At 67.2% G+C, this 12418-nt stretch carries 10 protein-coding genes; 7 read left to right on the top strand and 3 right to left on the bottom strand.

The features are described from left to right. Positions 1-74: 74 nt before the first annotated feature. Genes ACVMK0_RS04205 through ACVMK0_RS04195 form a run of 3 tightly spaced genes read left to right on the top strand, consistent with a single transcriptional unit; the run spans position 75 to position 5799 of the window. Entirely contained in the window at positions 75-2309 is a 2235-nt protein-coding gene (locus ACVMK0_RS04205) for a putative bifunctional diguanylate cyclase/phosphodiesterase (RefSeq protein WP_476464408.1), read from the top strand. Then, on the top strand, positions 2306-3442 hold the full coding sequence (locus ACVMK0_RS04200) for an ABC transporter substrate-binding protein (RefSeq protein ID WP_476464407.1): 1137 nt from the start codon (positions 2306-2308) through the stop codon (positions 3440-3442). The genes ACVMK0_RS04205 and ACVMK0_RS04200 overlap by 4 nt, the downstream gene beginning before the upstream one ends. Next, a complete protein-coding gene (locus ACVMK0_RS04195) occupies positions 3439-5799 on the top strand; it encodes an ATP-binding protein (RefSeq protein ID WP_476464406.1) in 2361 nt (786 codons plus the stop codon). Before ACVMK0_RS04200 ends, ACVMK0_RS04195 begins: the two co-directional genes overlap by 4 nt. Here ACVMK0_RS04195 and ACVMK0_RS04190 read toward each other — a convergent pair whose 3' ends face one another. Both ACVMK0_RS04190 and ACVMK0_RS04185 read right to left on the bottom strand, forming a co-directional pair. Further along, a complete protein-coding gene (locus ACVMK0_RS04190) occupies positions 5800-6651 on the bottom strand; it encodes a class III extradiol dioxygenase family protein (protein WP_476464405.1) in 852 nt (283 codons plus the stop codon). Between the two features lie 57 nt (positions 6652-6708). Further along, the gene (locus ACVMK0_RS04185; protein ID WP_250960020.1) at positions 6709-7125 is read right to left on the bottom strand and encodes a protocatechuate 4,5-dioxygenase subunit alpha; all 417 of its coding nucleotides are present in this window, start codon (positions 7123-7125) and stop codon (positions 6709-6711) included. Positions 7126-7250: 125 nt separating this feature from the next. Between ACVMK0_RS04185 and ACVMK0_RS04180 the strand changes: the two genes are divergently transcribed. Further along, on the top strand, positions 7251-8258 hold the full coding sequence (locus tag ACVMK0_RS04180) for a LysR family transcriptional regulator (protein WP_476464404.1): 1008 nt from the start codon (positions 7251-7253) through the stop codon (positions 8256-8258). Here ACVMK0_RS04180 and ACVMK0_RS04175 read toward each other — a convergent pair. Further along, entirely contained in the window at positions 8155-9114 is a 960-nt protein-coding gene (locus ACVMK0_RS04175; protein WP_476464403.1) for a helix-turn-helix domain-containing protein, read from the bottom strand. The two genes, ACVMK0_RS04180 and ACVMK0_RS04175, sit on opposite strands and share 104 nt — an antisense overlap. 276 nt (positions 9115-9390) lie before the next feature. Here ACVMK0_RS04175 and ACVMK0_RS04170 point away from each other — a divergent pair, with 276 nt between their 5' ends. The 3 genes from ACVMK0_RS04170 to ACVMK0_RS04160 are packed head-to-tail and all read left to right on the top strand — an operon-like array spanning position 9391 to position 12297. Next, positions 9391-10572, top strand: a complete 1182-nt coding sequence (locus tag ACVMK0_RS04170; protein ID WP_250960022.1) for a cytochrome P450 — start codon at positions 9391-9393, stop codon at positions 10570-10572. Positions 10573-10610: 38 nt separating this feature from the next. Then, positions 10611-10934: a 2Fe-2S iron-sulfur cluster-binding protein gene (locus ACVMK0_RS04165; protein ID WP_045535266.1), complete on the top strand. Its 324-nt coding sequence runs from the start codon at positions 10611-10613 to the stop codon at positions 10932-10934. A 46-nt stretch (positions 10935-10980) separates the two neighbouring features. After that, the gene (locus ACVMK0_RS04160; protein ID WP_476464402.1) at positions 10981-12297 is read left to right on the top strand and encodes an NAD(P)/FAD-dependent oxidoreductase; all 1317 of its coding nucleotides are present in this window, start codon (positions 10981-10983) and stop codon (positions 12295-12297) included. Positions 12298-12418 lie beyond the last annotated feature (121 nt).

Raw genomic sequence — 12418 nt, 5'->3', positions numbered from 1 at the left:
CATCCAGCACCTCCGCATCGGCGCCACTACATGCTGCCCCTAAACCCGCACCATCAGCTTCAACGATTGCATACATGACCGGCAAACCCTTGCAAGACCCGGCCGACATCTTCGTCTTTGCCGATGACCGCCCTGTGACGCCCCAAGACCTCACGCCGCCTAGCAAGCCTTGGCGCGTGCTGGTGGTCGATGACGACCCCGACGTGCACATCAGCACCGCCTTTGCGCTCGACCTCACCTGGACGTTGGAGCGCCCGATCGAGCTGCTGCGGGCCGAATCCGCGGCCCAGGCGCGCCAGATCTTGGCCGAGAGCACCGACATCGCCGTGGTCTTGCTCGACGTGGTGATGGAAACCGCCGACGCCGGCCTGTTGTTGGTGGACTACATCCGGCGCGAGCTCGGCCTGAGTGCCACGCGCATCGTGCTGCGCACCGGCCAGCCCGGCTACGCCCCCGAACACGAAACCCTGGCGCGTTACGACATCAACGACTACCGCTCCAAGTCCGAACTCACGCAGCACAAACTCGTCTCTGCCCTGATGGCGGCGGTGCGCGCCTACGAACAGGTGCGCACCATCGAGGCCAGCCGGCGCGGCCTGCAGCAGATCGTGCTCGGCTCGGCCGAGCTGATGCAAATGAGCGGTTTGCAGCGCTTTGCCGACGGCGTGCTGACGCAGGTCGCAGCCTTGCTGGGCGTGTCGCCCCATGGCTTGGTTTGCGCCCAAGGCCCGTCCCCAGGCGGTCCCTACACGGTGCTGGCCGCCGCAGGCCCCTACGCGGCCATGATCAACCAGCCGTTGGAGTGCCTCAATGGCCACCCGGCGCTGCTGCGCCTGCGCGAAGCGCTGCAACACCAGCGCAACCACTTGGGCCACTCCGAGACCGTGCTCTACGTGGGCAGCGAGCGCGGCATGGACATGGCCATTTACCTGCCCACGGCCCTGACGCAAGACGAGATCACCCTGCAACTGCTCGATGTGCTGTGCGTCAACCTCGGCGCCTGCCTGCGCAACCTCAACCTCGTGCAGCGCCTGCAGCAGGTGGCTTACCAAGATGCGCTGCTCGGCATCGCCAACCGGGCCCGGCTGATCGAATGCATCGAGGCCGCCGTGCACCGCCACGCCGCCCCGCACCTGCTGATCTTGACCGACATCGACGACTTCAACGGCATCAACGAGCTCATGGGACACCCCTTTGGCGACCGGGTGCTGCAGGCCCTGACGCGGCGCCTGATCGACTCGCTGCCCACCGCCGTGCTGGTGGCGCGGGTCTCTGGCAACTCCTTTGGCTTGTTTGGCACCGCCGATCTGCTGCAAGCCGCGCAGGTGCAGCAGGCCTTGGATGCGCCCCTGGTCATCGACGGCCAACCCTTCAAGGTGCGAGCTTCCATGGGCAGTTGCGCGGGCGCCGACCTGAGCAGCTCGGGCGCCGACGCGCTCAAGAACGCCTCCATCGCCCTCAAGCACGCCAAGTTGCAGCACCGTGGCGACTTGGTGTGTTTCGACTCGGCCATGGCGCAGCGCTCGCGCAACCACGCCGAACTGCTGGCGCGGCTCAATGCCGCCTTCAGCGACCAGCAGTTGTTCCTCGTCTATCAACCGCAAGTCAACCTCGACACGCGCGCCGTGATCGGCCTCGAAGCCCTGCTGCGCTGGCGGCGCGAAGACGGCACCATGGTGCCGCCCGACCGCTTCATCCCGGTGGCCGAGCAGTCGGGGCTGATCGACACCCTCGGGTTGTGGGTGTTCAAGACCGCCTGCCTCGACATGCAGCGCCTGATCGCCGCCGGCTTGGCCCCCCAGCTGATGGCGGTCAACGTCTCGGTGGCGCAGTTCAAGAGCCCCACCTTTGTGGCGCGGATCGAACAGACTTTGCTCGACACGGGTTTGGCCGCCGGGCGGATCGAACTCGAAATCACCGAGTCGGTGGCGGCGCTGGGGCTGGGCGTGGTCAAACCCATCTTGGAGCGCTTGCGCCATCTTGGGCTGTCGGTGGCCATCGACGATTTCGGCACCGGCTACTCCTCGCTCGCCTACCTCGATCGGCTGCCGCTGGACCGCATCAAGATCGACCGCGAATTTGTGCGCCAACTGCAAGACGGCCACGAAGCGCGCATCGCGGCCCTGATCGCGCAGCTTGGCTCTACGCTCGGTCTGCGGGTGTTGGCCGAAGGCATCGAAGACGCGCAAGTGTGGCGCAAGCTGCAAAACATCGGTTGCCACGAAGGCCAGGGTTTTCACATCGCCCGCCCCATGCCCTTTGCCGACTTGCCCGCTTGGCTGCGCCAGTGGAATCGCCGAACGCCATGAGCCCACCCCCAAGCCGCCGCCGCCTGCTCCGTCACGCCGTCGCCTGGCCCTTGGGGGCCACGCTGGCGGCGGTCGGGTTGCACGCTTGTGCGCCAGCAGCGCCGGTGCGGCTGGCCCTGCTGGCGGGCCTGACCGGCGCCATCAGCGATTTGGGGGTTGGGGTGCGCGACGGCGCGCTGCTGGCCATCGAACAGGCACGCGCCGCCGGCCGGGCGCTCGAGCTGCTGGAATTCGACGACGCCCAACGCCCCGAGGCGGTGCCCGAGGTGGTGCTGCGCATCGCCAGCGCGCAGGTTGCGGCCGTCATCGGGCCGGCCACCAGCAGCATCGCGCAAGCTTGGATCCCGCTGGCCCAGCAACACGGGCTGCTGAGCGTTTCGCCCACCGTGACCAGCCACGACTTCAGCGGCATCGACGATTTGTTTTTTCGCGTTTGCGCCAGCACGCACCTGTACGCCACCCACAGCGCCACCTTCGCCGTGCAGCGGCGCGGCTGGCGCCGGCTGACCCTGGTCCGCGACGAGGCCAACGCCGCCTACACCCGCAGTTGGGCCGATTTTTTTCTGGCCCAAGCCGGTGCGCTGGGGGCGGATGTAGCCGAACCGGTGGTTTACCGCGGGCCGCTGCAACCGCGGTTGGCGCACACGGTGCTGCAGCAAGCGCTGGCGCAACAGCCCGAGTCCCTCGTGCTGGTGGCCAGCGCCAGCGACACCGCCATGCTGGCCCAGTTGGCCCGGCGCAGCCCGCAGGCGCCGGCGCTGCAAGCCGCCGAGTGGGCCTCGACCGACCAGCTGATCGTGCGCGGCGGGCGTTCGGTGGAGGGCATGGTGGTGTCGCAATACTTTGACCGCGACAGCCGCAACCCGGTCTATCTGGATTTTTTGCAGCGCTTCGAGCAGCGCTTCAGGCGTGCGCCGGGTTTTGCCGAAGTCGCCGCCTACGATGCCGCCCAAGTGCTGCTGCAGGCGCTGCAACAGCAAACGGCTGGCGAAGCGCTCAACGCCACCTTGTTGCGCGTGCGCCGCTTCAACGGCTTGCAAGACCCGATCGTCTTCGACGCCTACGGCGACCACCTGCGCCCGCTGGTGATGACCGAAATTCGCAACGGCCGCTTTAGCACCGTACGCGCATGAAAGCCCCGCGCGCGCTCTCAATCCGCTGGCTGTTGGTGGGCCAGTTCGTGCTGGTGATTGCCTTGTCGGTCGCCTTGGTGGTGGCACTGATGCTGTTCTGGCGCCTGCCGCTGGAACGGGAGAGGCAGCATCACGAGCAGCAGCGCATGGCCACCGTGGTGGTGCAGCAGTTGCAGGACCTGCTCAACGCCACCGAACTGCAGCTCGAAATGCTCCGTGCTGCCAGCCCAGGCGGCCCGATCCAAGGCAAACGGGTTGACCCCCTCGTGCGCCGCTTTGCGCAGCAGTTGGTCGATCAGGCCGGCACTTTTCAAGCCATCTACTGGGTCGGCCCCGATGGGTTGCTGCTCGATTTTGTCTTGCCCTTTGCTTTCGGCTACCCTCATACCACTGAGCGCTCTGGGGCCGACCTGAGCAACCTGCCCATTTTGCGTTTGGCTGCTCAAGGCGAGCACCCGGTCTGGAGCGACCAGTACCTCTCGCCCTTGGTGGAGCAGCCGGTGGTGGGCATCGCCCTGCCCTTGTCCAACGGGTTCATGGTCGCCGAAATCTCGGTGCAGGCGCTGGTCACGGGCAGCGTCGAATGGGGCCAGCGCGGCGACCTGCTGGTGCTATTCACCGACAGCCGCGGCGAACTGGTCCGCTCGCCCGACCCGCTCGACCCCCTGCACCGGCGCAACATCGCCCACCTGGAGCCCATTGCTCGCGCCCTTGATGCGGCGCAGGCCCATGGCCGCATCGTGCATCTGGGTGAAACGTTTGAAGGCTACGCCCAGAGCCTAGACCGCCTCGGGTGGGTCGTTTTTACGGGCAAACCGCTGGATCTGGCACGGGCCTCGGAACGCGCCGCCATCGCCCTCACCGCCGTGGTGGTGGTGTTCGCGATCGGCTTTGGCCTGTTGCTCAACCTGCTGGTGGGCACCCGAATCGGGCGCCACCTGCGCCGCAGCGTGGCCTACTCCGAGGCGCTGGCGCGCGGCGACTACGAGGCCACGCCACTCCGCAGCCGCATCGCCGAGGTGCAGCAACTCGAACACAGCCTGAACCATATGGCACAGGAAGTGCGCCGCCGCGAGCAGCAGCTGCGCGCCATCATCGACCTCGGACCCACGGTGGCGGTGCAGATCTACGACCGCGACAGCCGGGTGGTGGACTGGAACCCGGCTTCGGAGCGCATGTTGGGCTACAGCCGCGCTCAGGCCATAGGCAAGCGGCCGGTCGATCTGTACTACGACACCCAGCAACAGGCCGATTTCGAAGCCATCCTGGAGCGCATCGCCCGCACCGGCGAACCCTTCGGCCCCTTCGAGGGCGCCTTGCGCGGCGCTGACGGCGCCTTGCACTGGATTTATTCCACCACCTTTGCGATCCCTGGGCAGCAGGCGGACGAAGTGCGCTTCGTCTGCATGGACATCGACATCAGCGAAATCAAAAGGCTGGAAGCCGAGCTGCGCAGCCTCAACAGCGAGCTCGAAGACCGGGTGCAGCAGCGCACCCAGAGCCTCGAACAGGCCAATAACGAACTGCAACGCACCCTGAACGAACTGCGCTCCACCCAAGACCGGTTGGTCCAAGCCGACAAACTGGCCGCCTTGGGCAGCCTGGTGGCCGGGGTGGCGCACGAACTCAACACCCCGATCGGCAACGCCCTGATGGCGACGAGCACGCTACAAGAGAGCCTGCGTCAGTTCCGCGAGCGCCTGCAGCAGGGGCTGCGGCGCAGCGAGCTCGACGCCTTTGTGCAACAAGTGGGCACGGCCGACGACATCGCCACGCGCAACCTCGAGCGCGCCGCCGAGCTCATCAGCTCGTTCAAACAGGTGGCGGTGGACCAGGCCAGTTCGCAGCGGCGCCGGTTTCAGTTGTCCGAACTGGTGCACGAAATCGTGCTAACCCTGCAGCCGATGCTCAAGCATAGCCCCTATGCGCTCGAGGTCGAGGTGCCCGCCGGCATCTGGCTCGACAGCTTTCCCGGCCCGCTCGGGCAGGTGCTGGCCAATCTGGTGCAAAACGCCTGGGTGCACGGGCTGCAAGGGCGCGCCAGCGGCCGCATCCGCATCGAGGCATCGGCCCTCGAGGGCGAGCAATTCGCACTCAGCGTGAGCGACGACGGCAAGGGCATTGCGCCGCACCTACAAGACCGCGTTTTCGAGCCCTTTTTTACCACCCGGCTGGGCCAGGGCGGCAGCGGGCTGGGCCTGCACATCGTGCACAACCTGGTGACGGGGGTGCTGGGCGGACGCTTGGCGCTCGAGAGCAGCCCGGGCCAAGGGGCCCGCTTCACCCTCACCTGCCCGCTGGTGGCCCCCCGGGAACTCGTCCAGGGAGCTGCCCCGGTCGGCAGCGCTGCGCCTTGATCAGGCCAGACACTCCAGCGCCATCACCCCGGTGGCGGTGTTCGAGATCGGGATGTGGTAGTTGCTGTGCACCTTGCGCACCCCAGCCCCGCCGCGCGTCAGGGCGGCGCGCATGGCCAGCCACATCAGCAGCTCCACCCCCTGGGTGCCGGCCCGTTCGACCAGTTCCAGATCGCTGAACTGGGTTGCCCACTCGGGGTTGGAGACCATGCTTTCGAGAAACTGCTGGTCGAAGGCCTTGTTGATGAAGCCGGCGCGCTCGCCCTCGAGCTGGTGGCTCAGCCCGCCCGTGGCCATGACCAGCACCCGTTTGTCGCTGTCCCAGCGCTGGATCGCCTCGCCCACCGCCTGGCCCAGCTTATAGACCCGCCGCGCCGTGGGCAGTGGGAACTGCACGGTGTTGATGTCGATCGGCACGATCTGCACCGGGGCCACCTCGTGTTCGGGCCAAAAAAGCTTCAACGGCAGCGTACAGGCGTGATCGACCAGCATCTCCTGGCAAGTCACGACATCAAACTCGTGCGCCACCAGATGCCGGATGATCTGCCACGACAGCTCCGGGCAGCCGGCCAGCGGCGGCAGCGTCGGGATGCCCCAGCCTTCGTCGGCGTTGTGGTACTCGGCGGCGGCCCCAACGGCGAAGGTCGGCATTTTGTCGAGAAAGAAGTTGAGCCCGTGGTCGTTGTAAAACACCACCACCACCTCGGGGCGCACCTGTTCGAGCCAGCGGTGGATGGGCGGGAAGCCGTCGAAAAAGGGCTTCCAGTAGGGCTCTTGCTGCCAGCCTTTGGCCAATGCGTTGCCGATGGCCGGAATGTGCGAAGTGGCCAAGCCACCGAGTAGGGTTGCCATGAGGTTCCTTGAGGCGCTATAGGGAAAATGGGGTTGGGGGTGGCGCGGGGTCTGTCGCTAGACCCCGAGCTTGGCCGCAGGCCAGTCGGGCTGCTGGTTGGCCGCGGCCAGTTTGGCCATGAACTCGGGCTTGCTCACGCCGGTCTGCTGTGCCCCGATGTCTTGCATGTTGAGGCCAAATATGCCGGCAAATTTGGCCAGGTAGTAGGCGTTGCCACCGGCTTGCAGCAGCGCCAGCACCTGCTTGGAGCGCACCGCCTCGGCCTGCTGCGGGTTCAGGCCGTAGCGCGCCATGTAGCCCTCGGGGTCGGCGACAAAAGCCTCGCGGTTGGCTTGGTGATTGAACGAAAAACACATTTTGTTGAGCGCGTAGCCCTTTTGGGCGAGCGCGCCGTCAAACGGCGTCGTGCCGGGGATGTCATGGGTATCGCTGGGGGCGCTGGGATCGCTGGGGTTGCGCATGGGGCTGCTCATTCTTGGGCTCCTGGGTGGTGTGGTCTGCAAGGGCGGTCCAGCACGGCTGGGGCGCTGACCGATTTGGCTGTGACGGGTGCCCCAGTGTGGCGCATGAATTGACTTCGATCAAGCCAGGAGGCATCATGCAACCCATGAATGATTTTGATTGGTACGCGCTCGATGCGCGCCTGCTGCGCCTGCTGGTGGCGGTGGCGCAAACCGGCTCGGTGACCGCCGCCGCCCAGCGCTTGGGGGTGACGCAGTCGGCGGTGAGCCACCAGCTCGATCGGCTGCGCGCCATCGTGGGCGACCCGCTGTTTGTCAAGTCTGGGCGCGGCATCGTGGCCACGGCGCGCACCGAGGCTTTGTTGGAACCGGCGCAGGCGCTGCTGGAGCAAATGGAGCGCTTTGCACAGCGCGAGCGCTTCGAGCCAGCCCTGTGGGAGGGCAGCGTCACCGTAGCGGCCAACGATCTGCAGCGCGACTTGCTGCTGCCGCCGCTGCTGCAGCGCTTGCAACACCTAGCCCCCAAGGTGCGGCTGCGCGTGATCCCGTCGGGCATCCCGAGCCTGGAGCTGCTGCGCCAACATCGGTGCCAGCTCGTGCTCAGCCCGCGTCCGCCCGATGGCACCGACATCGTGCAAAAGCGCCTGTTTGAAGACGCCTACCGGGTGTTTTACGACCCCACCCAACGCGCCGCCCCGTGCGACCTGGACGAATACCTGGCCGCCGACCACGCCACCGTGGTCTATGAGCCCAACCGACCCCTGGACTTTGACCAATGGCTGCTCGGGCGCGGGGTGCAGCGGCGCTTTCGGGTGCTGGTGCCTGGTTTTGCTGGCTTGGCTTCGTTTTTACCCGGCAGCCGCCTGCTCGCCACCGCCCCCGGCTTGCTGCAGCGCCACCTGCTGCGCGGCTTGGCCAGCGCCGCCCCACCGCTGGCCTGCCCGCCGTTGCCGATGTACTTGGTGTGGCACCTACGGCACCAGCACGACCCAGCGCAGCGCTGGCTGCGCGCCCAGATCGAGGCGCTGGCGCCGGCCCTGCTCAGCCCCCAGCCGGGGGTGGCTGCGCAACAGTCCGCACCGCCTGCAGCGCTTGCCGCTGCGCCTGCCGATACTGTTGCGGGCTCTGGCCGGTGCGGCGCTTGAAGAAGCGCGAGAAATACGCAGGATCGTCGAAACCGAGCTCGAGCGCCAAGCTGGCAGCCGGTGCGGCGATGTAGAGCAGGCGCCGACAGGCCTCGCGGGTCAGCCGTTCGTGCACCAGCTCGAGGGCGCTGCGGCCGCTGGCGCTGCGCGTCAGGCGGTTCAAGCGCTGCAGCGACAGCCCCAGCCGCTCCGCGTAGCGCTGCAGCGGCCAGTGCTCCAGAAAATGCTGCTCCAGCAGCAACAAAAATCGCGTGAAAAGCGCTTGGTGCTGGTGTGCCCGCGTGCCCGCCGGGGCGGCTTGGCGCTGTTGCGCGCTGGCTTGTGCCAGGCGCCACACCAGCGCCCGCGCCAGCCAGCCCAGCACCGGCGAACCGCCCGCCCCGGTGGGCCATTGAAACTCGTGCGTGAGCTCCCGAAACAGCGCATCGAGCCGCTGCGCCGCAGCTTCCTCGGCCCAAAAGTGCAACAGGCGCGGGGCGGCAAACAGCTCCTGAAAGGCCGCTCCAAGCGCCCCCGTCTCGCCCTCGAGCAGCCAACGTGCGCTCAGCGTCAGCACGCGGCCGTCGGTTTCGGGGGCAAAGCGGAAGCCATGCACCACATTGGGCGGCAGCACGATGGCCGCCGGCGCCTGCGCAGCGCTGCGGTGCTCGTCGAGCAACACCTCGGCCTGGCCGCGCCACAGCCACAGCACTTGGTACAGCCCTTGGTGCGTGTGCGGCTGGATTTCCCAATGGTAGAGGCGGCTGCGCGACTGCACCTCTTCGATGTGCAGCAGCTCCTGCCCCAGCGACGCCGCCTCGCCATAGAGCGCAAAACTGGGGATGTGCGTGCCGCCCGCCCAAGGTGGGCCGGCCAAGTCGGCCGATTGGCTGGGAACGCCAGCGCCATTGCTCCGGCTTGGGCCCTGCGGCGCTGGCCGGCCAGAAGCGGGGGGTGGCACAGCAGGGCGCACATAGGAGCGATTGGTCATGGTTGCATTTTGATCCAAAAGTACCAGCAATCGCCTAGATTTTTGCACGCCTTCAAAGCCCGCTCGGCCCTACAGTTCGGGCCTTGGCCAAGCAATCAAGCAAAGCCAAACAAAACACCAAGCCGGCCCCAGCAGGCCCAGCACACACAGGAGACGCGCGCCATGTTCAGCTTCCAGTTCGACCCCTATGCGCCGGCGATCGACGCCGACCCGTTCCCCTACTACCGCCGTCTGCGCGACGAACACCCCTGCTTTTGGAGCGAGCAGGCGCAAATGTGGGTGTTGTCGCGCTATGTGGACATCGTGAGCGCGCTCAACGACTGGCAAACGTACTCCAGCGCCAGCGGCAACCTGATGACCGAACTGCCGGGCCGTGCCGGCGCCACCCTGGGCAGCTCCGACCCACCCCGGCACGACCGCCTGCGCGCCCTGGTGCAACACGCCTTTATGAAGCGCAACCTGCAGGCGCTCGAAGAGCCGATCCGCGCCATGGCGCAGCAGGTGTTTGGCCAGCTGCGCGGCGTGTCGCAGTTCGATTTCAAAGACGTGTCCTCGCAGTTCACGGTCAAGGTGTTGATGAGCGCGCTCGGCCTACCGATGGGCGAGGAAGCGCTGGTGGCCGAGCACGAAGTGCGCGACCACGCGGTGCTGATGGTGCAAAGCGATGCCCGCACCCGCGCCAAGGGCCCCGAGCACATCGCCGCCTACCAATGGATGCAAAACTACGCCGCGCAAGTGATCGCCTTGCGCCGTGCCGAGCCGCGCAACGACCTGATCAGCCACTTCGCCATGGCCGAAATCGACGGCGACCGCCTCGACGAGCGCGAGGTGCTGCTCACCACCACCACCCTGATCATGGCCGGGGTCGAGTCGCTGGGGGGCTTCATGATGATGCTGGCCTACAACCTCGCCAGCTTCGACGCGGCTCGGCGCTCCGTGGTGGCCGACCCCTCGCTGCTGCCCGACGCGATCGAAGAAAGCCTGCGCTACAACACCTCGGCGCAGCGCTTTCGCCGCCGCCTGATGAAAGACGTGACGCTGCACGGCCAGACCATGCGCACCGGCGACTTCGTCTGCCTGGCCTATGGCAGCGGCAACCGCGACGAGCGCCAGTTCCCCGACCCAGACCGCTACGACATCGGACGCAAGCCGCGCGGCCATTTGGGTTTTGGTGGCGGCGTACACGCCTGCTTGGGCACGGCCATTGCCAGGCTGGCGCTCAAAATAGCCTTCGAGGAGTTCCACCGCGTGGTGCCCGAATACCATCGGGTGGCCGAGCAACTGCCTTGGATGCCTTCCTCCACCTTTCGCAGCCCGCTGGTGCTCGAACTGGCTGCAGGCTGATTTTTTATTTTTCGGACGCACTTTTCGGACGCACTTGCATGGCACAAATCACCTACATCGAGGCCCACGGCCAGACCTGCACCGTCGATCTGCCCGAGGGCTGGAACCTGATGCAAGGCGCGATCGCCAACGGCATCGAGGGCATCTTGGGCGAGTGCGGCGGCTCCTGCGCTTGCGCCACCTGCCACTGCTACGTCGATGAAAGCCACTTGCCCGATCTGGCCGAACCCAGCCAGACCGAACTCGACATGCTCGAGCACGTGGCCGCCGAGCGCCGCCCCAACAGTCGCCTGGCCTGCCAGATCAAGGCCACGGCGCGCCTCGATGGCCTGATTCTGCGCCTGCCGGCGGCGCAAGAATGAAGCCCCAATTGAAGTCCCGAATGAAGTCCCAGCCCAAGGGCACACCATGATCCCGCCCAGCCTGATCCAATCCAGCCTGGGTGCGCCACCGCAGACCCTAGAAAAAAGTGGCGAACCGGGTGGCGAACCGAGCGGCGTTTTGATCATCGGGGCTGGGCAGGCTGGCGTGCAAACCGCCGAGGCGCTGCGCAGCGGCGGCTACGCCGGCCCCCTCACCGTGCTGGGCGAGGAGCCACACCCGCCCTACCACCGGCCGCCGCTGTCCAAAGCTTGGCTGTGTGGCGAGCTGCAAGCGGCCCAGTTGCTGATGCGCGCCCCCGAGGCGCTGGCGCGCAAAGGCATCGATCTGCGCGTGGGCGTGCGCGTGCAAGCCATTGAGCGCGCCCAGCGCCGGCTGCGGCTGGCCGACGGCAGCACCCTGCCCTATGCCGCGCTGGTGCTGGCCACCGGCGCCAGCCCGCGCCCGCTGGCCTTGCCGGGCGCACCGGCTCTGGGTGTGCTCAGCCTGCGCGGCCTCGACGACGCCACCGCGCTGGCGGCGCGCTTGGCCGACTGCCAGCGCCAGCAGCAGCCCTTGCTGGTGATCGGCGGTGGCTTCATCGGCCTCGAGGTGGCGGCCAGTGCGCGCAAGCTCGGGGTCGAAGTCACCGTGCTCGAAGCCGCCCCGCGCTTGCTGGGCCGCGTGCTGGCACCGGCTTTGTCCGACTGGTACGCCGATCTGCACCGCCACCACGGGGTGCAGGTGCGGCTCGGCGCACAACTGGCCGCGCTGGAAACCGGGCCCGACGGGCAGGTGCGCGGCGCTTGGCTGCAAGATGGCAGCCATTGCCCTGGCGCCGCCGTGCTGGTGGGCATCGGGGTGCAAGCCAACGACGCGCTGGCCCAGGCCGCCGGGCTGGACTGCGAGCGCGGCGTGGTCGTCGATGCCTGCGGGCGCAGCAGCGACCCCCACATCTACGCCGCCGGCGACTGCACCGCCCGCCGCCTGCCCGATGGCACGCTGCTGCGGCTGGAATCGGTGCACAACGCCACCGAACAGGCCAAAAGCGTGGCCGCCGCCATCCTCGGGCAAGAGCGCCCCTTTGTCGCCACGCCTTGGTTCTGGAGCGAACAGTACGACAAAAAACTGCAAATGGCCGGCCTGAGCGCCGGGGCCGACCATTGGGTGCTGCGCGGCACAATGGACGCTGGCGCTTTCAGTTTGTACCACTTTCGCGGCCCGCGCCTGCTCGCCGTGGACAGCGTCAACGCCACCCGCGAGCACCTGCAAGCGCGCAAACTGCTCGACGCCGGCCTCTCGCCCACCCCAGAGCAGGCCGCCGACCCCGCCTTCGACCTCGCCAGCCTGCTGGCACCGGGCTAAGCGGCTGGCGGCGATTTCACGCAAGCTTCATCATCCGGTCGCGGCGCTTTCATATGCCGCTGGCACAGTGGTTTTCGAATCGTTCGGCTCGCGCTACCCCGCGCGCGCTGCCGCAATTCGC

It is taken from the genome of Serpentinimonas sp. SSL01 (assembly GCF_056323735.1).
The sequence above is the reverse complement of the archived record's forward strand: the minus strand, read 5'-3'. Positions and strand labels throughout refer to the sequence as shown.

Coding starts and splice junctions, on each gene's coding strand:
- ACVMK0_RS04205 (WP_476464408.1), top strand. CDS start 75: ATGACCGGCAAACCCTTGCAAGACCCGGCCGACATCTTCGTCTTTGCC.
- ACVMK0_RS04200 (WP_476464407.1), top strand. CDS start 2,306: ATGAGCCCACCCCCAAGCCGCCGCCGCCTGCTCCGTCACGCCGTCGCC.
- ACVMK0_RS04195 (WP_476464406.1), top strand. CDS start 3,439: ATGAAAGCCCCGCGCGCGCTCTCAATCCGCTGGCTGTTGGTGGGCCAG.
- ACVMK0_RS04190 (WP_476464405.1), bottom strand. CDS start 6,651: ATGGCAACCCTACTCGGTGGCTTGGCCACTTCGCACATTCCGGCCATC.
- ACVMK0_RS04185 (WP_250960020.1), bottom strand. CDS start 7,125: ATGAGCAGCCCCATGCGCAACCCCAGCGATCCCAGCGCCCCCAGCGAT.
- ACVMK0_RS04180 (WP_476464404.1), top strand. CDS start 7,251: ATGCAACCCATGAATGATTTTGATTGGTACGCGCTCGATGCGCGCCTG.
- ACVMK0_RS04170 (WP_250960022.1), top strand. CDS start 9,391: ATGTTCAGCTTCCAGTTCGACCCCTATGCGCCGGCGATCGACGCCGAC.
- ACVMK0_RS04165 (WP_045535266.1), top strand. CDS start 10,611: ATGGCACAAATCACCTACATCGAGGCCCACGGCCAGACCTGCACCGTC.
- ACVMK0_RS04160 (WP_476464402.1), top strand. CDS start 10,981: ATGATCCCGCCCAGCCTGATCCAATCCAGCCTGGGTGCGCCACCGCAG.